Origin of the sequence: Flavobacterium sp. (genome assembly GCF_050696275.1) — a bacterium.
In the GTDB taxonomy this organism is placed as follows: Bacteria; Bacteroidota; Bacteroidia; order Flavobacteriales; family Flavobacteriaceae; genus Flavobacterium.
On record NZ_JBOGUT010000001.1, the window covers coordinates 258,973 to 282,100 of the forward strand.

General features: G+C 36.5%; 23 protein-coding genes. 10 read left to right on the forward strand and 13 right to left on the reverse strand.

What is annotated here, in order from left to right; all coding sequences use genetic code 11:
- Window positions 1-53: 53 nt before the first annotated feature.
- Window positions 54-734, reverse strand: a complete 681-nt coding sequence (locus tag ACRDEC_RS01110; protein ID WP_431496490.1) for an SIR2 family NAD-dependent protein deacylase — start codon at window positions 732-734, stop codon at window positions 54-56.
- A 47-nt stretch (window positions 735-781) separates the two neighbouring features.
- On the opposite strand from ACRDEC_RS01110, the gene ACRDEC_RS01115 reads away from it, so the two are divergent.
- Window positions 782-1,444, forward strand: coding sequence for a TrmH family RNA methyltransferase (locus tag ACRDEC_RS01115; RefSeq protein WP_431496491.1), 663 nt, complete (start codon window positions 782-784; stop codon window positions 1,442-1,444).
- 113 nt (window positions 1,445-1,557) lie between these two features.
- Here the strand turns inward: ACRDEC_RS01115 and ACRDEC_RS01120 are convergent, their stop codons facing one another.
- The 8 genes from ACRDEC_RS01120 to msrB all read right to left on the reverse strand — a co-directional run bounded on the left by ACRDEC_RS01120 (window position 1,558) and on the right by msrB (window position 10,048).
- A complete protein-coding gene (locus ACRDEC_RS01120; protein ID WP_431496543.1) occupies window positions 1,558-2,313 on the reverse strand; it encodes a carboxypeptidase-like regulatory domain-containing protein in 756 nt (251 codons plus the stop codon).
- 86 nt (window positions 2,314-2,399) lie between these two features.
- Window positions 2,400-4,313, reverse strand: coding sequence for a DEAD/DEAH box helicase (locus tag ACRDEC_RS01125; protein WP_431496492.1), 1,914 nt, complete (start codon window positions 4,311-4,313; stop codon window positions 2,400-2,402).
- A 140-nt stretch (window positions 4,314-4,453) separates the two neighbouring features.
- Entirely contained in the window at window positions 4,454-5,029 is a 576-nt protein-coding gene (locus ACRDEC_RS01130) for a non-canonical purine NTP diphosphatase (RefSeq protein WP_431496493.1), read from the reverse strand.
- 199 nt (window positions 5,030-5,228) lie between these two features.
- Complete coding sequence (locus ACRDEC_RS01135) at window positions 5,229-5,990, reverse strand: hypothetical protein (RefSeq protein ID WP_431496494.1); 762 nt, start codon at window positions 5,988-5,990, stop codon at window positions 5,229-5,231.
- Window positions 5,977-6,696, reverse strand: a complete 720-nt coding sequence (locus ACRDEC_RS01140) for an imm11 family protein (RefSeq protein ID WP_431496495.1) — start codon at window positions 6,694-6,696, stop codon at window positions 5,977-5,979. Before ACRDEC_RS01140 ends, ACRDEC_RS01135 begins: the two co-directional genes overlap by 14 nt.
- Before the next feature lie 3 nt (window positions 6,697-6,699).
- The gene (locus ACRDEC_RS01145) at window positions 6,700-8,538 is read right to left on the reverse strand and encodes an AHH domain-containing protein (RefSeq protein WP_431496496.1); all 1,839 of its coding nucleotides are present in this window, start codon (window positions 8,536-8,538) and stop codon (window positions 6,700-6,702) included.
- Window positions 8,539-8,862: 324 nt separating this feature from the next.
- A complete protein-coding gene (gene msrA, locus ACRDEC_RS01150; protein ID WP_431496497.1) occupies window positions 8,863-9,486 on the reverse strand; it encodes a peptide-methionine (S)-S-oxide reductase MsrA in 624 nt (207 codons plus the stop codon).
- Window positions 9,487-9,493: 7 nt separating this feature from the next.
- The gene (gene msrB, locus ACRDEC_RS01155) at window positions 9,494-10,048 is read right to left on the reverse strand and encodes a peptide-methionine (R)-S-oxide reductase MsrB (protein ID WP_431496498.1); all 555 of its coding nucleotides are present in this window, start codon (window positions 10,046-10,048) and stop codon (window positions 9,494-9,496) included.
- 445 nt (window positions 10,049-10,493) lie between these two features.
- Between msrB and ACRDEC_RS01160 the strand changes: the two genes are divergently transcribed.
- The 3 genes from ACRDEC_RS01160 to ACRDEC_RS01170 all read left to right on the forward strand — a co-directional run bounded on the left by ACRDEC_RS01160 (window position 10,494) and on the right by ACRDEC_RS01170 (window position 11,116).
- Window positions 10,494-10,637, forward strand: a complete 144-nt coding sequence (locus tag ACRDEC_RS01160) for a hypothetical protein (RefSeq protein ID WP_431496499.1) — start codon at window positions 10,494-10,496, stop codon at window positions 10,635-10,637.
- Between the two features lie 12 nt (window positions 10,638-10,649).
- Window positions 10,650-10,850, forward strand: a complete 201-nt coding sequence (locus ACRDEC_RS01165; protein WP_431496500.1) for a YqaE/Pmp3 family membrane protein — start codon at window positions 10,650-10,652, stop codon at window positions 10,848-10,850.
- Between the two features lie 95 nt (window positions 10,851-10,945).
- The gene (locus ACRDEC_RS01170) at window positions 10,946-11,116 is read left to right on the forward strand and encodes a YodC family protein (RefSeq protein ID WP_431496501.1); all 171 of its coding nucleotides are present in this window, start codon (window positions 10,946-10,948) and stop codon (window positions 11,114-11,116) included.
- A 475-nt stretch (window positions 11,117-11,591) separates the two neighbouring features.
- On the opposite strand, the gene ACRDEC_RS01175 is transcribed toward ACRDEC_RS01170, so the two are convergent.
- Window positions 11,592-12,383: an NYN domain-containing protein gene (locus ACRDEC_RS01175; RefSeq protein ID WP_431496502.1), complete on the reverse strand. Its 792-nt coding sequence runs from the start codon at window positions 12,381-12,383 to the stop codon at window positions 11,592-11,594.
- A gap of 273 nt (window positions 12,384-12,656) precedes the next feature.
- Between ACRDEC_RS01175 and ACRDEC_RS01180 the strand changes: the two genes are divergently transcribed.
- Window positions 12,657-13,916 carry an aminotransferase class I/II-fold pyridoxal phosphate-dependent enzyme gene (locus tag ACRDEC_RS01180; protein ID WP_431496503.1) on the forward strand — a complete coding sequence of 420 codons (1,260 nt, stop codon included), beginning with the start codon at window positions 12,657-12,659 and terminating at the stop codon, window positions 13,914-13,916.
- Window positions 13,917-14,004: 88 nt separating this feature from the next.
- Here ACRDEC_RS01180 and ACRDEC_RS01185 read toward each other — a convergent pair whose 3' ends face one another.
- Window positions 14,005-15,123, reverse strand: coding sequence for a GTP cyclohydrolase (locus ACRDEC_RS01185; protein ID WP_431496504.1), 1,119 nt, complete (start codon window positions 15,121-15,123; stop codon window positions 14,005-14,007).
- Window position 15,124: 1 nt separating this feature from the next.
- Window positions 15,125-16,183: a transporter gene (locus ACRDEC_RS01190; protein ID WP_431496505.1), complete on the reverse strand. Its 1,059-nt coding sequence runs from the start codon at window positions 16,181-16,183 to the stop codon at window positions 15,125-15,127.
- Between the two features lie 96 nt (window positions 16,184-16,279).
- On the opposite strand from ACRDEC_RS01190, the gene ACRDEC_RS01195 reads away from it, so the two are divergent.
- From ACRDEC_RS01195 to ACRDEC_RS01210, 4 genes are all read left to right on the forward strand, one after another.
- The gene (locus ACRDEC_RS01195; RefSeq protein WP_431496506.1) at window positions 16,280-16,543 is read left to right on the forward strand and encodes a DUF4834 domain-containing protein; all 264 of its coding nucleotides are present in this window, start codon (window positions 16,280-16,282) and stop codon (window positions 16,541-16,543) included.
- Window positions 16,544-16,779: 236 nt separating this feature from the next.
- Window positions 16,780-19,203 (forward strand): YfhO family protein, encoded by a 2,424-nt coding sequence (locus tag ACRDEC_RS01200; RefSeq protein WP_431496507.1) that lies wholly within the window; start codon window positions 16,780-16,782, stop codon window positions 19,201-19,203.
- A 6-nt stretch (window positions 19,204-19,209) separates the two neighbouring features.
- Window positions 19,210-19,578, forward strand: coding sequence for a fluoride efflux transporter CrcB (gene crcB / locus ACRDEC_RS01205; RefSeq protein ID WP_431496508.1), 369 nt, complete (start codon window positions 19,210-19,212; stop codon window positions 19,576-19,578).
- Window positions 19,569-20,852 carry a glycosyltransferase family 4 protein gene (locus ACRDEC_RS01210; RefSeq protein ID WP_431496544.1) on the forward strand — a complete coding sequence of 428 codons (1,284 nt, stop codon included), beginning with the start codon at window positions 19,569-19,571 and terminating at the stop codon, window positions 20,850-20,852. Before crcB ends, ACRDEC_RS01210 begins: the two co-directional genes overlap by 10 nt.
- Window positions 20,853-21,044: 192 nt before the next feature.
- Here the strand turns inward: ACRDEC_RS01210 and ACRDEC_RS01215 are convergent, their stop codons facing one another.
- Window positions 21,045-21,692 (reverse strand): hypothetical protein, encoded by a 648-nt coding sequence (locus tag ACRDEC_RS01215; protein ID WP_431496509.1) that lies wholly within the window; start codon window positions 21,690-21,692, stop codon window positions 21,045-21,047.
- A 246-nt stretch (window positions 21,693-21,938) separates the two neighbouring features.
- Here ACRDEC_RS01215 and ACRDEC_RS01220 point away from each other — a divergent pair, with 246 nt between their 5' ends.
- A complete protein-coding gene (locus ACRDEC_RS01220; RefSeq protein ID WP_431496510.1) occupies window positions 21,939-23,123 on the forward strand; it encodes a M28 family peptidase in 1,185 nt (394 codons plus the stop codon).
- Window positions 23,124-23,128 lie beyond the last annotated feature (5 nt).

Below are 23,128 nucleotides of genomic sequence, written 5' to 3' on the forward strand. Positions count from 1 at the left end.
GTTAGAAGCGGCATTTTAATTTTACAGATAGAATAATACTATTGCTGTTTCTGTCATAACCTTGATTTTACAAATAACATGCCCTCACTTGCAGTCATTGGAATAATCTGAAGCGGATTGGGTAAATCATAAATGGTGGCAGGTTTTGGGTCAATATAGTAAATAGGAATATTCTGATTGGCATAATTAATCAAACCTGCTGCAGGATACACTTGCATGGAAGTACCAATTACGATAATAATATCGGCCTGCTCAACTATTGTAATGGCATTTTCAATTTCCGGGACATCTTCTCCGAACCAAACAATATGCGGGCGCAACTGGTGACCTTTTTTGTCAAGATCGCCCCAATTTAAATCGGTTTTCCAATCGAGAATGTGATTTTCGTCAGCGATACTGCGTACTTTTAATAATTCACCATGAAGATGCAATACATGGTTGCTTCCAGATCTTTCGTGCAAATCGTCTACATTTTGGGTGATAATCGAAACTTCGAATTCATTTTCGAGTTCGGCTAAAAGGTGATGGGCTTGGTTAGGATAAACTTCCAAAAGCTGTGCCCGTCGCTTGTTGTAAAAGTCAAGAACCAATTCAGGGTTTTTTGCCCAACCAATAGGTGAAGCAACTTCCATAATATCATGACCTTCCCAAAGACCATCTGAATCCCGAAACGTTTTAATACCACTTTCGGCACTTATTCCTGCTCCGGAGAGTATTACCAGTTTCTTTTTCATTTTTTTAATCAAAATAGTTTTTAAATTTACCAAAAATTAATTGAATAATGGTGGATTTGGATTATCTGGCTTTTCTGGAAAATATATTGACTGACAACAGGAAAGAAAAATTTTTAAAAGTACTTCAAAATAGAACACATCATTTTACGGTTGCTATCGAAGATGTTTTTCAATTGCATAACACCAGTGCCGTGATGCGCAGCTGCGAGGTTTTTGGTGTGCAGGAATTGAATGTGATAGAACAGAAATTCGGTAAAAGCATAGACAAAGAAATTGCGATGGGTGCCCAAAAATGGGTTGATATAAAAAAACACGAAACGGTTTCCGAATGTATAGCATCTCTGAAAGCAAAAGGGTATCAGATAATTGCCACGACTCCGCACGAAAATGACTGTTTGATGGAAGATTTTGATGTTTCGAAACCCAGTGCTTTGTTTTTTGGTACAGAAAGAGATGGGCTTTCTGAAGAAGTTTTGGAGCAGGCAGATGGTTTTCTGAAAATTCCTATGGTAGGTTTTACGGAGAGTCTGAATATTTCTGTTTCGGCAGCAATCATTTTACAAAACCTGACGGAAAGACTGCGTAAATCGGAAGTGGATTGGCAACTGTCAGAAGAAGAAATCCTTGATAAACGTCTAGCCTGGGCTAAAAATTCGATCAAGGATATCAAACGGATTGAAGCCCGTTATTATGCCGAAAAGACGCTATAAAGACGTTTTATTTACCTTCCAAAGGAATCTTAATTATCTTCTGCATATTTTTCAAAGCGTATTCTCTCTTAGTAGGATTAAAAAAATGACGGGAAATCACAAATTTGTTTCGGTTACTTCTTTTTCAGAATCTTATATTCTTCATAACAACCGCTAATAGCTTCCAATATCTGTAAGTCGTTAGCTGTTTGTGAAAAGGTTTCAGAATAACTGCAACGCTCCAAAATTTCTGCCAAATCTTTTTTATCAATACCTAAAAGCAAGTAAATAGTTTCGCGGTCGTATTTGGTTTGTAATAAGGCAATTAGCTTGTCGTCTTTTCTTAATTCTTTCAATTTACGAAGCTCTTTCGGTTTTTTACCAAAGAAATTGTACAGCATATCTGCCGGATTGAATAAAGAACCAACAACTCTAGAGAAAGCATTAGGGGAGTTTTCACCACCTTCGTATCTTTTGGATAAACCTGAAATGCTATACCAGTAGTTTTCTTTTTCAGGAATTAGCTTGGAATCTACTTCCAGATAGCCTGTTAAGTCGTAGGGAGGAATCACTACTTCTTCAAGCGCATAGGCTTTCTCAGTAAGATGAATACGGGATGTTTTGTTTTTAATCCAGTCGTTGGTCACTTTAATTTCAATAGACTGGAAGCCCAAACTGGAAATAAGAAGGACATCGTTTACATTGGCCTGGATTTCAAAATTACCTTTGGCATCGGTAATCGCACCTTTAACTAAGTTAATATTTACGATGTTGATGTTCCATAAAGGCAATAAAGTATTGTCATTTACGATGGTACCACGAACGGTTGTTTGCTGCGAAAAGGCAGAAAACGATAATAGTAATAAAAAAGAAACTGCAAAATATCTCATGCTCAAATTTGTTGGGCTAATGTAATTATTCATTACGAGATATTTTGCAGTTTACAGTATTATTATAAGAAAATTAACAATAAGTGTTAACTTCTTCTTGGTCTTTTAGGTCTTGATTCAGAACCGGACTCAGAACGACGCGGTGCACTGTCAGAACGTCTTTCATTTCTTGGAGCTCTTTCAGAAGACTCACCTCTTGGAGCTGAACCTCTTGCAAAACCGCCTTCTCTTGGCGCACTGCCTGAGAAACCACCTTCACGTCTTGGTCCGAAACCACCGCTTCTTGGAGCAGAACTTCTTTCACCTCTAAAACCGCCTGAGCTTCTTCCTCCGCCAAAAGAACCACCAGAATTTCTTCCGTTATGGTCTCTGCGTCCGCCGCCATCGTTTTTAGAGATCTCTACATTAATTCTACGGCCTTCCAATGTTAAATCATTAAGCGTAGCCATTACTTTGTCTGTATGTTCAGCATCTGTGTTGAAGAAAGAGAAACCTTCTTTAACATCTACTTTAAATACATCATCACGTCCTAAGTCTAGTGTTTCTTTTAAGAAATCTTTCAATTGCATCCAATCGAAATTGTCTCTTGAACCGATGTTTACGAAGTAACGTACTGCGCCACCATTATTATCTCTTGGCTCTCTGTCATCACGCTCACGTCTGTCTGAACCTGAAGATTGATTAGAGATGTCTCTGTTTTTCTTGTAGTAAGCAATAAAACGGTTAAATTCTACTGATACCATTTTCTTGATTAACTCTTCTTTAGATAAACCATCTAAAACTTGGTTAATTGCCGGTAAATAGTTGTCAATTTCGTGATCTACTTCAGTATCCTTAATTTTGTTAGCTAAATGCAATAATTGGATTTCACAGATTTCTATCCCTGATGGAATTGTTTTCTCTTCAAACTTCTGCTTGATGATTCTTTCGATAGAAGAAATCTTACGTAATTCACTTTTTGTTACAATTACAATAGAAGTACCTAATTTACCTGCACGTCCTGTACGTCCTGAACGGTGGTTGTACGTTTCTATTTCGTCAGGTAACTGGTAGTTTACTACGTGTGTTACGTTGTCAACGTCAATTCCACGAGCTGCAACGTCAGTAGCAACAAGCATTTGGATTTGACGGCCACGGAACGATTTCATTACGCCATCACGCTGTGCTTGTGATAAATCACCATGCAAAGCAGCAGCACTGTAGCCATCTTCGATTAATTTCTCAGCAACTGCTTGTGTATCACGTTTTGTTCTACAAAAAACAACAGAGAAAATATCAGGATTAGCATCTGCTAAACGCTTTAAAGCTTCGTAACGGTCACGGGCATTTACTAAGTAAAATTCGTGGGAAACCGTTGCTGAACCTGAGTTTTTAGCCCCTACGGTAATCTCTAACGGATCGTGCATGAATTGTTTTGCAATTCGGGCAACTTCCTGTGGCATAGTAGCCGAGAATAACCATGTGCTTTTTTCGTCTGGAGTAGTCGATAAGATGTTTACAATGTCTTCATAGAATCCCATGTTTAACATTTCGTCTGCCTCGTCAAGGACGCAATAATTAATCTGAGTAATGTTTACCAATCCTCTGTTAATCATGTCCTGCATTCTACCTGGAGTAGCCACAATAATCTGTGCGCCTCTTTTAATGTCCCTTGCTTGTTCTGTAATACTGGCACCTCCATAAACGGCAACTACATTAATACCTTTTTCGTATTTAGAGTAGTTCTTGATTTCGTTTGTAATTTGCAAACATAGTTCGCGGGTAGGTGATAAAATTAACGCCTGTGTATTTCTATTGTCAGCATCAATTTTTTGAATCAGCGGAAAACCAAAAGCTGCCGTTTTCCCTGTCCCTGTCTGAGCCAACGCAACTAAATCTGTGTCTTGTTCCAATAGCATTGGAATCGCTTTTTCCTGTACTTCGGTCGGATTCTCAAATCCTAGATCGATAATCGCACGTTGTAGCGACTCACTCAATCCTAATTGTTCAAATTTGTTCATATAATATTTTAAATTGGGTGCAAAAGTAGTGTTTATAAACGAGATAAACTAATTTGTTAGTAATTGATTGTTAAGCAGTTGTGTTTTTGTGATAGTCTTAACAAATCTATAAAATGATTATTTCCATTAAGTTATGAAATTTATTTGCTGCTGAGGAATTCGATAAGTTGTCTTACAGCAATACCTCTATGGCTTATTTCTGCTTTCTTCTCCAAAGAAAGTTGTGCAAATGTTTCTGAAAACCCTTCTGCTTTAAAAATGGGGTCATAGCCAAATCCCTGATCTCCTATTTTCTCTTTTAGGATTGTCCCGTTCACAATTCCGGTAAAAAGGTACTGTTTTCCGTCTTGGTTGAGACAAATGACTGTTTTGAAGTTTGCTTTACGATTGGTTTCGTGTTGTAATTTTTGAAGTACTCTATCGATGTTGTCATTGTCACTTCGATGGGAACCTGCATAACGGGCCGAATAAACTCCGGGTTCTCCGTTTAGGGCATCAATTTCCAATCCGCTGTCGTCTGCAAAGCAAGGATAACCGTAGTTTTGGGTCACATAATCGGCTTTAAGGATGGCGTTGCCTTCAATGGTATCTGCAGTTTCGGGGATATCGATAAAACAGCCGATGTCTTCCAAACTTAAAATTTGAATGGTTTGGGGAATCAATTGCTGTATTTCCTTGATTTTGTTTTTATTGTTGGAGGCGAAAACGAGTTGCATAAAAAGGGGTTAAATGTTATGGAATACAAATATATTATTTTTCCTCCTTGTATTCTGCTGTTAGATTAGAGTGGGATATGGGTTTTAATGTGCTTAACAGTGCTATTAAGAGTGCTATATCTATGGGGTTTTATAGGAGGGATGAAGTGGGGAGTGTGTTCTTAATGGATTGTGGAAGTGGATTGTGGGGATTCCAATGTTAAATCTTAGGGATATTAATAGACTCCAGCTTGTAAATCTTCTTTACTCCTTTTACCATATCTGAATATTCGAGTATTTCCAAAGGATAGTATTGCATTATAATTTCCCGGTCATTGATAATGGGATGGAAATCGGACTTAATTTTATCAGTAACCCACATTTCGCGAGTATTGGTGTAAGAGCTCATTAGAGAGCTGTATTCAGATAAATCAGGTTCGGAGAAGGTATAAATAATTTTGAAGCATTTGTACCCGTTAATTTTTTTAGTTGATTTTCTGTATTCTTTTACTTCTTTGATATTGTTTTCGGAATAGTCGAAAAGCTGCTCGGTAAAATCATGTTCAAACATTCTTGTTTTTGCATTAATATTTAGGACTTCTTCTTCAAAATCATTCTTAATCTTATACTTTTTTACCATTGTGTCCTGATATTGCAAGCAAAATTTTACATTATCATCATCCATGGTGGAACTGTCGAATAATTGCGAAAAAGCAACTTCATTTGACTTTATGAACTGGCTTACTTTAAGGGTGTCCACAGGAATCCCAGCAAATCTGCGCTCTATGATAAGGGTTTCTTTCATGTCTTTTAAGAACTCTTTTTTAAAGTCCTTTTTGGATTGGTTGAATAATACCAGATCTGTAATATCCATTTTGCAACTAAAAACAATTGTCCCGGATTGAGGGACAATTGCTTTATTTTGTGCCATACATGAAACAGTAAGCAGTATGGAGAGTATTGTTATTTTAAGATTTGCCATATATTTTTTCTCTTTCGCCTCCTTGAAGCCATTCATTAATTGATAATTCAACTGGTTGAAATTCGATACCAGTGCAATTTGCATCTTCAATTTCTTGTTTTAGGTTTTCAGAAACAATGTATTTTGCTCCTCCTTTAACATCAGTTAACAGAAGAAAATCTGTATGGATATTTCCTTTAATTTTAAATTTCTCAATTAAGATGCCTTTGGGGTAGCCTTCTTTATCAATATTATCTTTTGCTTTTAAAAATTCATTGTATGATTTTAATTCCAGTTTTTCAATTTTTCGGATGGAGTTATGAGTGATGTAAATATCGGATAGTTCATAATTAATTGCTTCCATGCTTTTTTCAAAAAAGTTTAGTATCCAATAATCGTCTATTGATTGCTCATTATGGATAATTGGGGCTTTGAAAAACTGTAATCCTGTATTCCTATTTCTTTCTAAAATTTCTTTCAATTTGGTACTTACTAATAATTTCAATGTGAATCCCATTCCAACAACGCTTATAAGATCAGTTGGTTTTGATCTTGCATATAATACAGCATTGGCAGTAATTGGTTCAAAATCAATTTTATTAAAATGAACTCTTTCAACAAATCTTGGTTCATCCCAAACATCGCAATGATAAATAATTTCTTTGACTTGTGGATAATGTCCGAGTATCGATTTATTTAATGAGTTATTAATGCTAAAGAAAGTCATAATTTAAAAATCTAGCTGGTTTATTGAAATTCCAGGATTATTTTGAATAGTTGTTCTTATCAAATCTATTAAATCTACAACTGAATTATAAGCTTGTTGAGGTGTAGCATTTGCTGGTATATCATCTAAATATCCTTGAACTAAACTATCATAATGAGGATGGCTTCCATTATGAATAACCACTGAACTCAAAGGTATTCCATTTAAAGCTTCGTTCATGTGGAAAGCATTACCGGATTTTGCAGCTTTCTGTATTGCCGGATGAGCACTTTTCCCCCAAGGAATAATATGATGAGCTTGTCTCGTGTCAAGTGTATATGAGCCCATTCCCAAAACTTTTCTCAATTGAGAATGTTGACCAAATGTAATAATTCCATCTTTTACTTTCCAAGTTAATTTTATTTTTGTTGCTATTGAATAAACAGTAGGGAGAGTATTTGATACTTTAAGCCCAAATTTCGTACCAGTACCCACCCATCCTGCAATTGGAATAGCACTGGCATAACTTAGCGCTGCATTTAAATGGTCTCCTTCAAGACTGTAAATGACTCCGCTTATTAAATCAGCAGGTTCTCCAATGACCGGAGCCAATCCAAAAAGATCAAGTACTATATGTTCTAAATCCTTAAAAGTTTCTTTGATTAATTTTGCTTTGCTCCAGTCTGGATATACAGATTTAAAGACATGGTATTTTATTATTAGTTGTGTTATGATTGGGTCATGTATATCTTGATTTGATAAATCCAAATCGACATAAGCGTCTATTCTGTTAAGAAAATTTGCATCAAGGGAATATGTAGTATACTCACCTCTTTCAACAATTAAAGAAATCTTTAAAAGATTTTTTCCATCGGCCTGATTATTTTCTTCAATTGCTAAATTCATAGCGTCTTTTGCAAAAGCTTTTTTGCTTCCTGCAAAATTAGTAAGCCACAAATAATTGGATATTTCTTGTGCCGCATCAGGGTTTGCCGTCAGCCATTGTTTTTGTTGGGAGGATAACAAGTTGTAAAAAGCATTGTATTTGATCATAGCCTCTTCCTCTGTCATGTATACTATGGAAGTATATATTGGACTGCCTCCAGTATTAGTGTTTACTCCTCCTGTTCCTCCTGTACTTCCTGTACCCGTACCTCCACTGCCTCCGCTACTATTACCACTGCAAAAAGTCACCAAAAATGTTTGAGTACAATTCCCGCCTGCACTATGTATTGACCCGCCATAATCACACATCCAAGCTGAAGAACACATTACAGCATCATCATCTTGTGTTTCAAAAATGGAGGAATCAAAAATAATTTCTTTAGTTTTAACGATGCCATCAAAGCTAAAAGAATGATGTTGTGTGTTATAAATAGCCTCTTTATTAGGAAAGTATTGGGTGATATAAGCAGTTATTGAATCAGTTTCAGTTACTTTAACGATTAGATTTTCAAAATAACCCTCAGTGTCTTGAGGTCTGATTATCCCCATTGTATAAGTGGTGATATCACCAACCGTAATTTCCTTAATTGTTGTTGAATCTATTGCAAAACCAGTATCGTTAACTGGAGCATTTCGATTTTTAACAGTTTTATGCCTATTTAATTTACTAGTAAATGAGTTATATGCTTTATTAAATTTTGGTTGTTTAATGATCTCATTAAACGTATACTCCTTTACTTGGTGTCTATCGTGAGAAGATAATTCTTCATCGTTTTTCTCGCAGCTGTAAAATGTAATTGCTACTAAAAGCAATGTGAGAAATTTTGATAGCATTCTTAATTTGTTGGCCATAAAAGTGTTAAAGAGCCCTATTTCTTTTTGCAGTCTGCTGGGTTGAAATAGATTTGTTATTCCCATTTTATAATATCTTATACTCTGAAATGTTGAACTATTAATAAACATTTTTATACAATATTAGTCAAAAAAATCTTATATATAATAATGTAAATAACTCAAAAATCTACTGTTTACTATGCTGTTTTTTTATCAATTACTAACCAGTAGTTTATGTTTTAATTGGATGCTAAAATGATGGACGAAATTATTATAATGTGATGTTCTTTTGTCGTTAATCAGAAAAGAGAGTCGATCTCCAATTTTTTGAGGAAATACCAGGAAGTTTTGAGGAGAGAAACCGAAAGATTGGCAATAAAAAAAGCCCTGTTGGAGCAGGGCTTATGATTATTTTTTCTTTTTTAAGCGGTCTTTGAATACTTTTTCGAATTTCTCTAATTTGGGCTGGATGACCATCTGGCAATAGCCTTGGTACTTGTTGTTTTCGTAATAATTCTGATGGTAGCTTTCGGCTTTGTAAAATGTTTTGAAAGACTCTAAAGTCGTTTGTATGGGACTGTCATAGGCCTTGGCTTTATTCAGCTGAGCGATAATATCCTGTGCCGTTTTTTTCTGCTGTGCGTTTTTATAGAATATTACGGAACGGTATTGTGACCCGATATCGTGGCCCTGACGGTTTTTGGTTGTAGGATCATGTACGGTGAAGAACACTTCGAGTATTTCGTCCAGGTTTGTTTTGGATGTATCGTAGGTAATCTGTACGGCTTCTGCAAAGCCGGTATCGCCCCGGGAAACTTCCTCGTAAGTAGGATTAGCAATGTCTCCGCCGGAATAGCCGGATACGACACTTACTACTCCATCGAGGTTTTCGTATACCGCTTCGACACACCAGAAACAACCGCCTCCTAACGTTACCGTTTCTGTATTTACTTGTTTTGTATCCTTTTGCTTTGTGTTTTGGGCAAAGCTGCCGAATGTTACAAATAGGGCAATCAGAGCTGTTTTTTTCATTGTTGGTTTATTTTTCATCGGGTTCAAAATCTAAGGCAATCGAGTTCATACAATATCTTTTTCCGGTAGGTTCCGGGCCATCATCAAATAAGTGTCCGAGGTGACCGCCACAACGTCCGCATAGGGCTTCGACACGAACCATGCCATAAGAGTTGTCATTTTTGAAAACTACGCTGGTTTTGCTGGTCTGTTCAAAGAAGCTCGGCCATCCGCAGGAGCTGGCAAACTTTGCATCGGAACGGAATAAGGTGTTGCCACAGGCTGCGCAGTAATACGTTCCTGTTCCGGTGTAATTCCAGTATTTTCCGGTGAAAGCGGCTTCGGTGTCTGCATGTCTGGAGACTTCGTATACGTCTTCGGGAAGGATTTTCTTCCATTCGGCGTCAGTGAGGTTGAGTTTTTCGGTACTGGTGTGCGAATAATACGGGTTTTTATTCATGGCTGTTTTTGTTTTAGCATTAGCTTCTGTGGGTACCTGTTTCTCTTTTGATTGTCCGCAAGCTGTCAGCATACAGGATATGGAGAGAGAAATAGCGAGGTAAACGGTGGGTATTCTTTTCATGTTATTGTGTTTTTAGTTTGTATTCCGTTGTTTTCTATTACAAAGTTATATTCTATTTACGAAGCAAAGTGTCGGGTAGTTTACAAAAGAAGTTGAATTAACAAAAGATTGGGATTTGCTGTCAGAAGAAAATAAAGCCTGAAATTAATGGTTGTGTTTTGTATTGGTTTATAGATTGTTATAGTGTAATCTAACTAATATTAGTTAGATGTAAATATCATTAAAATAGAGTATTGTATGAGTTAGGGAAATTGGGTACGTTTGGGTATAGTTATCTGAAGATATGGATTAGGAGTAAAATGCTTAAATTTAAAAGGTAAGAAGTTTTGAGAAGCAAGTTAAATCAGAGGAGGGCTTTCCATAATGATAAAGCAATAATGACAAGAAAATAAAAGAAATAATTATATAAATTATACGAAATTACTAATCATTAAGTACCTCTATTATGAATGAAGAAAAGAAACCGGAAAAGGCAGATGAAAATCCAAAACCACCTACAAATGCTGCAATTGGCAGAAAGATAGTGGTTAAAGGCAATGTTTCAAGAGTGGGAAACTCACCGAATCCGCCAAAAAAGAACGATAAATAATAATTATATTTTATGAGATATGTAATTGCTTTTTTCTTTCCCTGGCTTTCCTTGGTTTTTCAAGGGAAATTGCTGTCAGGTTTTATTTGTCTGATATTACAGCTAACGCTTATTGGCTGGATTCCTGCTTTTATCTGGGCAGTCACTGCTTTAGACAGGATGTATAACGACAGAAGAACGGAAAGAATTATTTCAGAGATGAAGAAGCATTAATTTATGAAAACCTGACACAATGCTGATCCGGCAGTGGTCAGTATTCTAATATTGATATGATTATGTGAGATACTAATTATTTAAATGGCATTATTATGAGTGTATTTAAAGTTGGGGACATTGTTATTTTGAAGTCGGGAGGGCCTAAAATGACCATAACAGAGGGATTTGGGAAAGGAATGGTATACAAGACCTGCTGGTTTGTAGATGGTATATTGAAGTGGGGAGAATTTGTTGGGGATACCTTGACTATATATGAAGCGTAAGCTTCTGCAATTAGAAACAGTATAGCTTGAATTAGATGTTAAATTGAAGTTAAAGCATTGTTGTTCAGGTGATTATAAATATATATGTTGTACATTTAAAGTGTAGTTCTGATTAATCATTTTGAGGAAAAATCAATCTGAGTAAGAGGAAATTGTTTGATTCGTTAGCTGTGAGGTTAACATTGATAAATCAGAATTATATAATTGGAGGCCTGTAGAAAGGCCTCCTTTTTATTAGCAGTATGTTGTAAAAAGGATAAAAAGAGACGTTAAAAAACAGTTAAAATGTTGATTTTTAATTTAGTATATATAAAATAATTGTACATTTAAAGTGTAGTTCTGATTCATTATTTGAGGAGAATCAATCTGAGAAGAGGAAATTGTTTGATACGTTAGCTGTGAGGCTGACATTGATAAATCAGAATTATAATAATTGGAGGCCTGTAAAAAGGCCTCCTTTTTTGTTTTTAAGTTTTTAGCTGAAGCGCAATCTTACGTAAACGTGCTTGATGCCTTTTTTGTCGGAATCGCGTTCGTCGATTTCAAGAATATCTGTTAGAGACTTCATCATAGGGGTTAATTTTGCAAACCCATAATTCCGGGGATCAAATTCCGGTTTTTTCTTTACAATCAAACTGCCCACATCACCAAGGAATGCCCAGCCGTCATCATCACCTATAGCTTCAATGCTTGCTTCGATGAGTTCGATGGTCTGCAGGTCTACTTTGGTGGTGCTTTCTTTTTCTGCTGGTGCAGGTTCTGTTGGTTTTTTTGGATTTGTTACTGTGTTTGCCACTTGTTTAGGTGCTTTTTTCTTGACAGCACCGTCCAATACTTCAATATACACAAATCGGTCGCAGGCCACAATAAATGAATTGGGCGTTTTCTTTTCGCCTATTCCGATGACTTTCATGCCCGATTCCCGTAAACGGATGGCGAGGCGTGTAAAATCACTGTCACTGGACACAATACAGAAACCGTCTACTTTTGCGGAATAGAGCAAATCCATAGCGTCGATAATCATGGCGGAATCTGAAGAATTTTTCCCAACGGTGTAGCTGTATTGCTGGATAGGAGTAATGGCGTGTTCCAATAAAACGCTTTTCCAGCCGGAGGCATTGGGTTTGGTCCAATCTGCATAAATTCGTTTGGTGGTGGGTGTCCCGAATTTGGCAATTTCCTCCATCATTCCTTTCACATTGCTGTAAGGGACATTGTCGGCATCAATGAGTACCGCTAATTTTAATTCTTTTTTATTGTCTGCCATATTTTGAAGATAGTAGTTCAACCAAAGGTAGGAAGAAATAATGGGAAAGCAACAACGCAGGTATTTCCGGGTTAGCGATAGCAGCGGCATCCTTTTGTGCATCTCGTTTTTTGGAACGAGAGGAACAAAAGATATAGCGGAGAGCGCGGCGCAAAACCCACTGGAAATGACTCCTTTCCTTTTTGGTACCGTTTTGCGAAACTCCCAAAAATAAATTATAAAAAACATAATTTTATTGCTACTTTTGCCACGTTTTAAAACTCATAATTGATTATGGTAAAAGATTTATTCGAAAGAATCCAAAACAATAAAGGCCCGTTAGGAAAATGGGCTTCACAGGCAGAAGGCTATTATGTTTTTCCAAAACTGGAAGGAGATCTTGGTCCGAGAATGCATTTTCACGGTAAAGAAATATTAAACTGGTCTATCAATGATTATTTAGGATTGGCGAACCATCCGGAAGTGCGTAAAGCAGATACGGAAGCAGCGATCCAATATGGTGCGGCTTACCCAATGGGTGCCCGTATGATGTCAGGTCACACGACTTACCACGAGCAATTAGAAAACGAATTGGCTGCTTTTGTAATGAAACAAGCCGCTTATTTATTGAATTTCGGTTACCAAGGAATGGTGTCTATCATTGATGCTTTGGTGACTAAAAACGATATTATTGTGTATGATGTGGATTCCCATGCGTGTATTATTGACGGTGTTCGTCTGCATATGGGAAAACGTTTTACTTACAAGCACAATGATTTAGAAAGCATGGAGAAGAATCTTCAGCGTGCTACTAAAATGGCTACGGAAACCGGAGGAGGAATTTTATTCATTACAGAAGGTGTTTTCGGTATGCGTGGTCAGCAAGGTAAGCTGAAAGAGATTGTGGCGATGAAAGAAAAGTACAATTTCCGTTTGTTAGTTGATGACGCGCATGGTTTTGGTACTCTTGGTAAAACAGGAGCCGGAGCGGGTGAGGAGCAAGGCTGTCAGGATGGAATTGACGTGTATTTCTCGACATTTGCAAAATCGATGGCTAACATTGGTGCTTTCGTAGCAGCGGATCAGGATATTATTGATTACCTGAAATACAACTTGCGTTCACAAATGTTTGCTAAAGCGTTGCCTATGATCCAGACAATCGGTTCGTTGAAGCGTTTGGAATTGTTGCGTAACTCGTCTGAAATAAAAGACAAGCTTTGGGTAAACGTAAATGCATTACAAAACGGATTGAAAGAAAAAGGATTCAATATCGGAGATACCAATACTTGTATCACACCAGTATATCTTGAGGGTTCTATCCCGGAAGCTATGGTAATGGTGAACGACTTGCGTGAAAACTATGGTATTTTCCTTTCTATTGTAGTATATCCTGTGATTCCAAAAGGTATTATCTTGTTAAGAATGATTCCTACGGCGTCACACACAATAAAAGATATTGAGGATACGTTGGCTGCTTTTGAAGCGATTCGTGAGAAATTAGTAAACGGAACTTATAAAGCAATTGCTGAAAAAACAACTGTTGATGTTTCTTAAGTAAAAACAGAAGTTTATAAATAAAAAACCCCATTTCAAATACAATTGAAATGGGGTTTTATTTTGAAATGGTTTTACTCCTAAAAGATTATAACTCTTTTCTATAGGTTCTTCTTCTTCTGAAGGTAACCTGGTCAAAATGCTTCCAGATGTTGTGGATGGCTGTATTTTCTTCCAGCTCAGGGGTTCTGATAAAATCACGAATTCCTTTCTGGGTGAATGTATTGTAATATTCATTGAATACGACTGCTGTAACTCCTTTATTCTGATACTCAGGGTCAACACCAATTAAGTAAGACAGTACATCTTTGCTGTTCTTTTTTGCCTGAAGCAGATGGTAAAATCCGAAAGGGAAGAGTCTGCCTTTGGCTTTCTGTAATGCGTGCGAAAAACTTGGCATTACAATTCCGAATGCAATTAGATTATCGTTTTTATCCACGATGAATTTAATATACTCCGGATTGATAAAACTGATGTATTTATTCTTGAAATACTCTTTCTGAACATCTGTAATGGCTACAAAAGACGACAGTTCGGCATAAGAACGGTTAAACAGGTCAAACATCTGATCTACATAAGGCATGATGTCTTTGGTCTTGGTAAAGTTCAACGGTTTGAGTTCGTATCTTTTCTTGATTAATTCCTGTGCCTTATAGAAAGTTTCCGGTTTTACATTCGAAAAAGGGAATTTGTTTTCCAGGTATTCTTTTTCTTTAACATACCCCAATTTTTCCAGATGCTCTTTGTAATAAGGGTAATTGTACCAGGTAATCATAGAGCCGATTTCGTCATAACCTTCGGTAAGTACGCCAACTTTGTCAAGATTGGAGAAACCCATTGGGCCTTCTACGTATTCCATGTTGTTTGATTTGCCGAACTCATATACTTTTTCCAGTAAGGCTTTGGTAACTTCAATATCATTGATAACATCCCACCAGCCAAAACGCACTTTCTTTTTTTGCTGGTCGTTGACTTCATTCCAATTGATGATAGCGGCAATTCGGCCAACAATCTTATTGTCTTTGTAAGCCAGGTAAAAATGAGCTTCTGCACTTTCGAAAGCCGGGTTCTTCGATTTGCTGAATGTTTCTAATTCATCCTGTATTAACGGCGGCACCCAATAAGGATGGTTTTTATATAATGAAAAAGGGAATTTTACATAATCTTTAAGCAATGAAGGCGTATTGGCCTCTTTAATTTCAATCATATTAATTTGATTTTTCTTCTTCGACTTCGTCTAATCGTTTTCTTTTGGTTTCTTTCTCCGGCTTGGCCTCAGGATCTACATCTGTTTTGTTGTTGTCTTTTTCCTTGTTGGCTTTTTCCAATTCTTTGTCTAATTCTTCTTGTGTCTTAGCTTTCTTAGGGTCTTTTTTACCGCCTTCTTCTTTTCCTTCTTTGATTTCCTTGTCTTTGTGTTTTTTATCAAAACGCCAGGAAAATCCAATGCCTCCGTAAAGTATGGAAGGTGTATTTTTGAAATTGGTACTGACAGAAGCATCTACCTGAAGATTGCTTTTTAATAAATGGGTAGCACCCAAAGCCAAAATCCCGTCGGAGTAATAATCGCCTTTGATTCCTCTGTTTTCGATAAAAGCAGACCATTTTTCGTTGATTCCTCTTGTAATTGTTAGGGCATAACCGAAACTGGAAGCGCTGGAACCGATTTTATCAGCAATAATATTGGTTACCATTACCCATTTTGTTCCAAAATGATTTTGTGCAATAATCATTACCCTCGGACTTATTGTAGCTTCATCGGGAATGTTGTAATCGTTATCCATTACATAATTAACACCTGCGTATCCTGATAATGCCGGTATAAATTGTTTCCATTTGAATTTGTGATTCGCTTTCCAGCTGTAGATATTCGGTTTTTCTTCCTTCTTTTTGAAAAAAGGATCGTAAAAAAGATATTTGGCTCCAAAAGTGGTTTGCCTTAAGCCGCTACGGTTGGTTTTGGCTAATGCTGTTTCGTATTTATCCATTTGAAATTGAGCATCTAAACTGAATTCCAACTGCTCAAAAAACAATCCTCCTCTGGCAGAAAGCTCCATGCCAAATCCTCTGGCATCATAATCCAATAAATTGTGGGATTCGTTGATATAATATAAACCGGATTCTATTTGAAGTACATTTTTCCCAACTGAAAAACCGCCAATGGACTTACCAGGCCTGTTGGAATTGATTTGATCTGTAAACTGACCATAATTTGCGGTTGAAGCACATAAAATTCCTATTGCAATGGCAGATTTAAGTAGTTTCATAAAATAGTTTGATTTGTGTAAATCAAATGTAGTATATTTTATTATTATTTTAAGAATCAAAAAACCAATAATGCTTATTTTTGAAAAAAAATTACAATGCAAGAAGCTTCTTTTTCAGGTTTATTAAAAACGATAATCTACATGATAGGGTTTTATTATCTTGTCAAATTCCTGGCACGTATATTTTTGCCGATGCTAATGCAGAGTATAGTCAATAAGGCACAGGAAAATTTCGATAAACAACAAACCCAGAATCCTTTTAATGCTGGAAATACTACTGATTTCAAATCTTCTAAGACTGAAAATCCAAAGCCTACAAAGCAGGTTGGCGATTATATCGATTACGAAGAAGTAGAGTAGCCAGTCTCTTCTGTTTTTCTTGCATTTTAAAGATTGCATGTGGTATCTGATACCTTGTAAATACTGGTTTTTTCGACATTCGGATCTACTGAAGTTTCTGAATTGAAAGAAGACAGGCTTTTGCCGATTTCCCATTTGTCATAAAACCACTGCGTTTCTTTAATACTTAATTTTGATTTCCTAGATTTAACGGAAATAACTATCTTCACGCCTTATTTGATTCAATTATTCTTTTTATGAACAAACTGCAACGTTTTTATCCGCATGCGCTGGCTGTTTTGGGCTTTGTGCTAGTATCTTTAATTTATTTTTACCCTGTTTTACAAGGAAAAAAAATCCTTCAGTCAGACATTGTGCAATACACTGCAATGGCGAAAGAACAAAATGATTTCAGAGCAGAGAGTCATACGGAGCCGTATTGGACAAACAGTGCTTTCGGTGGAATGCCAACCTATCAGTTAGGAGCTAATTATCCGCACAACTATATTAAAATGCTGGATAATGTTATTCGGTTTTTACCACGTCCGGCAGATTATATGTTTTTATACTTCTTAGGTTTTTATGTATTGCTTTTGGTATTAAAAATTAATCCGTTAAAGGCTTTTATAGGAGCCATTGCTTTTGGTTTTTCAACGTATCTTATCATAATTCTTGGTGTGGGGCATAATGCCAAAGCACATGCGATTGCTTATATGCCTCTGGTTATTGCCGGAGTTTTGCTGGTTTACCAAAAGAGATATATAGTTGGAGGATTGCTCACCATGCTGGCAGCGGCATTGGAAATTAATGCCAATCACTTCCAAATGACCTATTATTTGTTACTGTTCTTGCTGATTGTAACTGTTTACTTCGTTTATAAAGCGATAAAAAATAAAGAATTCAAACCGTTATGGTATAGTTTTGGAACGTTTGCCATTGCAGGACTTTTTGCGGTAGGTGCCAATGCCACAGGTATTATGGCTACTTCAGAATATGCTAAAGAAAGTACACGTGGGAAAAGCGAACTGACATTTAATCCGGACGGATCTAAAAAAACGTCGGATTCTTCGATGACTTACGATTATATTACAGAATACAGTTATGGATTGGCGGAAAGTTTCGATTTGATTTCTCCTCGAATTTTTGGAGGGTCAAATAGTGAAAATGTAGGGACAAATTCGGCGATGTATAACTTTGTTTTATCGCAAAATGTACCGGAAGACCAAGCAAAAGAGATCATAAAAGGACTGCCAACCTACTGGGGAGACCAACCTATTGTGGCGGCTCCGGCTTATATTGGTGCTATTGTTTTCTTTTTGGCCATTATAGCATTGTTTTGTGATAAACGGAAAATAAAATATGTGTTTCTTGCAGGAGCATTGTTTTCATTATTACTTTCCTGGGGAAAAAACTTCCCGATACTGACTGATTTCTTCATCAATTGTGTACCAATGTATGACAAATTCAGAGCGGTTTCTTCGATACAGATTGTACTTGAAATTTGTATGCCTGTACTGGCGATTATAGGATTGCAGCGTTTTTTCAAATTGGAAAACGATCAAAAATGGCCTAATCTATGGAAAGCAGGAGCGGTGAGTGTCGGAACATTTGCATTGTTGTTTTTATGTAAAGGAAGTTTCAGTTTTGCCGGCGGAAGCGATAATTATTTACTGGAACAATACGGACCGCAATTTGTAGATGCTTTAAAAGAAGACAGAAAGTCAATGTTTACCAGCGATTTGTTACGTTCGGTGTTTTTTGTATTAACGGCTTTCGGAGTGTTGTGGTTTTCGATAAAAAATACGATTTCCCAAAAAGTTGCGATAATTCTTGTCGGAATTTTAATGATTGCCGATTTGTTTTTTATTGATAAAAATTACCTGAACAGTTCCAGTTTTGAAAGTGCCCACCAAGTAGATGAGCCTTTTGTGGAAGCTCCGTTTGATACGGCCATTTTACAGGACAAATCGTATTATCGTGTTTTTGAAGTTTCCCAAAATGCGATGAGTGATCCAAGAGCTTCTTATTTCCATAAATCGATTGGTGGTTACAGTGCAGTAAAACCAAGACGTATGCAGGAATTATTTGACTATCAGATTGCTAAAAACAATTTGGAAGTACTGAACATGCTGAATGTGAAATACCTAATCCAAACCAATGAAAAAGGCGAACAAATTACAATAAAAAGTACAGGAGCCAATGGGAATGCTTGGTTTGTAAAAGAAGTGAAAAGAGTAGCGAATGCAGATGCAGAAATGAAAGCATTGGACAAATTGGACACTAAAAATGTAGTAGTAGTGAGTAGTGCTAACAATGCAAAATCGCTTCTTGTTAATGGATTCAAAAAAGATTCCACAGCAACAATTCATTTAGACCAATACGAGCCAAACGAATTAAAATACACTTCAAATAATGCTAATAATGGTTATGCTGTTTTTTCTGAAATGTATTATAAAAACGGCTGGAATGCTTACATCGACGGAAAACTGCAGGAACACGACAGAGTGGATTATGCTTTGCGTGGTTTGGCAATCCCGGCTGGAAAGCACACTATCGAATTTAAATTTGAGCCACAGGTTGTGAAAACAGGAAGTACGATTTCTCTAATCAGTTTTATCGGAATTCTGATCCTGTTGGGTTATGGGATTTACCAGGAAAAAAAGAAACATAAAGAAGCATAGTTGAAAATGATACTATACATAGCATTAGGCGGAGGTTTGGGAAGCGTTTTACGTTACCTGACTTCCGTGGTTATGGATAAATATGTATCGTCGCCGTTTCCCTATGCTACCTTTTTGACGAATATTTTGGGCTGTTTATTAATTGGGTTATTTTTTGGTTATTTTGAAAAGCACCATGTAATTTCTCAAGAATTGAAATTCTTTTTGATTACAGGATTTTGTGGTGGTTTTACGACTTTCTCGACGTTTTCAAATGAAAATGTACAATTATTACAGAGTAATCAGATAATAATGGCTTTTTTATATATCAGTTTGAGTGTTTTTTTAGGATTGATGGCAACCTGGTTCGGATTGGTTTTGAGTAAATCGCTATGAAAAAAGTTTTAATCATCACTTATTATTGGCCACCTGCAGGAGGTCCTGGAGTGCAACGCTGGCTAAAATTTGTAAAGTATTTACCGGATTTTGGTGTTCAGCCGATAGTCTATGTTCCTGAAAATCCAACCTATCCTATTGTGGATACAGGATTACTGGAGGAGGTTTCGGATAAGGCGGTAATTCTTAAGAAGAAAATTGTTGAACCATACCAATTGGCTTCCTTTTTTTCTAAAAAAAGCACTAAAGGAATCAGTTCCGGAATTATTCCCAACCAAAAGAAACAAACGTTTTTGCAGAAGTCATTGCTTTGGGTACGGGGCAATATTTTTATTCCGGATGCCCGTTTTTTATGGGTAAAGCCTTCGGTGCATTATTTGAAAAAATACATTCTGGAAAACGAAATTGATACTATAATCACTTCCGGACCACCGCACAGTTTACATTTAATCGGGTTGCAGTTAAAGCAGGAATTGCCAATAAAATGGTTTGCTGATTTTAGGGATCCATGGACTACTATTGGCTATCATTCTGCGTTAAAATTATCTGCTTATGCCGAAAAAAAGCATAAAGTTTTAGAAAGAAAGGTACTTTCTAATGCGGATACTATTATTGTAACCAGTAATACTACAAAGACAGAATTTCAAGCGATTACTTCAAAACCGATTGAAGTGATTACTAACGGATACGATGTGGAAAATGTAGAAAAACAGCCTTTGGACGAAAAATTTACGTTGGCACATATTGGTTCTTTTTTATCAGACAGAAATCCGAAAATTTTATGGGAATCGTTGCGGGAACTTATTTTGGAAAATGAATTGTTTGCGAATCATTTCCAGCTGAAACTAATAGGGAAGGTGAGTCAGGAAATTTTAGACTCGATATCCGGATATAATTTGGAGAATCATTGTGATAATCTGGGATATATTTCCCATAAGGAAGCGATTGAACACCAACGAAAATCACAAGTTTTATTGTTAATTGAAATTGATTCTGAGGAGACAAAAAGTATTATTCCAGGAAAACTGTTTGAATATATGGTTTCCGAAAGACCCATTATTGCGATTGGCCCCACAGCTTCTGATTTTGCTGAAATCATTACATCGACAAATACAGGTGTTTTCTTTACTTATGATGAAAAAGAGCGCTTGAAACAGGTGCTATTGTCTTATTTTGAATTGTATCTTGAAAAAAACCTGAAAGTCCACGCGGTCGGATTGCAGCAGTATTCCAGAAAAAGCCTTACCGCTAAATTGACTGCGTTAATCAAATAATTATCATGTATTCAGGGCCTAGCCCAGATGGAAGTGGCATCCTTTTCCGGACTGGGACAGGCCGGAAAAGATAGAACGGACAGCTGGAGAGTGCTTCCAAAGAAAAAAAGAAACCCCGCTGTTATAGCAACAACGGGGTTTCGAAGTAAACAAACAAACCTAACCAAAATTTATTTAATCAACATACAATTCTTATTTTCTTGTGTTATCCTCAGCAGATTCTTCAATTTTTGCTTTAGTACCATCTGCTTTGTAGTAGTAATAGCTGTCATCATCATAATCGTTTGCGCCGTTATCATAGCCTGAATCATAATTTCCGCTGTTGTTGTGATAATGACTTGGGTAATACGCTTTTTTTACAGACCCGATCATGTTGATGATTTGGCATTTTCTGTTGTAAACAATGCGTAATCCGCCTATTTGTGTAATGGCAAAACTGTTGTATCTCATATAAACTGTCCCAATTCTGCTCACTCTGTCGTTATAGTCGTAGTTGATAAAAGTGTTTCCGACACGTCTTACCCTTCCGAAGCTATCGTGTTCGATACGAATTCCGTAATTTACTGGACCTCTGCTCACTGCTACCGTACTTCTTTTTCCGGCAGCTTTAAAATAGTAATCGCCATCTTCTGAATCCTGAGGACGTGTGTTGAAATCGAATTCACCATTTGGGAATACATAAAATTCAATGCCTCGTTCCATGAAAGAAATTGGTTCGGCATCACGGTAATCTACCGCTTTTCCTTTTCCGTTATTGTCAGAAAAAACAGGATTTTCTGACGCACTAGCCATACTTCCTACCAGGAAAATGCTGGCTACTAAAAGAGTAAATTTTTTCATAATACAATAATTTAATAGTTTGCCTACTCTTACGATTTTCAGCTTACTCGAACAAGTAATTGAACTTGTTGTTTTGGTATATTCAATTTGCGTGCCAAAATTTGCAAGAGTGCCGATAATTTATTTAAATATTATTTATTATGTTGAAAATAAATTAGTTGTGATGTTAATTTTTTAGGAATTTTAATGTGTTGTTTTTTATATATTTGCCAAAACTTAACTTATAATCAATTTTAACTACCAATTATGAAAACTGTACCCAAAAAGTTTTTAATTATTTTCCTGTTTGCTGCTAATTGTGTTTCAGCTCAAACTTTCATTCAAGGCTATGCGGATGTAGTAAATCAGGTTTCGCAAACTAATATAACAACCAATTTGACCGCTTTTGAGAATTTGGGTGTGAAACGCAGAGGAACTGCAGCGCTTCAGAACACTTTAGACTGGCTTAAAAATAAATACCTGAGCTACGGTTATACAGCAAGCCAAATGGTTGAAGATTCCTATACAAATTCATCATATACCTGTAAAAATCTTATCTTGACTAAAATAGGAACAGTTCATCCCAATACTTTTGTAATTGTATGCGGGCATTATGATTCTATTACCGGGACAGGAACTAATGATAACGGAAGCGGTGTGGTAAGTATTTTGGAAATGGCCAGACTGCTGCAGAATATACCAACGGAATATTCCATAAAATTTATCAATTTCAGCGGAGAAGAAGATGGATTATTGGGTAGCCAGCATTATGTGTCTTCTATAGTTAACTCGACGAATCCCAGAATGGATATCAGACTGGTTTTTAATCTTGATGAAGTAGGAGGTGTTGCCGGAATGACGAACAATACAATTACTTGCGAAAAAGACACTAACGGATCACCATCTTCAAATAATGCTGTTTCGGCTACAATGACAAATCAATTAATCACATGTGTTGGATTGTATTCGCCATTAAGCACCACTTTATCTTATGCTTATGCTTCTGATTATATGTCTTTTCAGAGTAATAACGAAATCATTACCGGTTTATTTGAAACCAATGAAACATCTCATAAGCATACTGCCACAGATTTGCTTGTTAATATGGACCCTGTTTATAATTATAAAGTAGCTAAAGCAGCTACTGGTGCAGTAATGCATTTTGCCATAGCAAATCCGGCGCTTGGAAGAGATGATTTTAATGAAGACTTCCAAGTGAGTTTTTTCCCAAACCCTGCAAAAGATTCTCTGACTATTAATTTAGGACTTTTGAATGAAGAGTCATACCAATTTTCATTGATTGATATTAACGGGAAAGTTGTTTCGGAGAAAATAATGAACCATCCTAATCAACTTGAAAAAATTAATATTGGGAATGTCAGCAAAGGAATTTACTTAGCTGTTTTGAAGTCAGGCGATAAAAAAATCAGTAAAAAAATTATTGTCGATTAAACTGA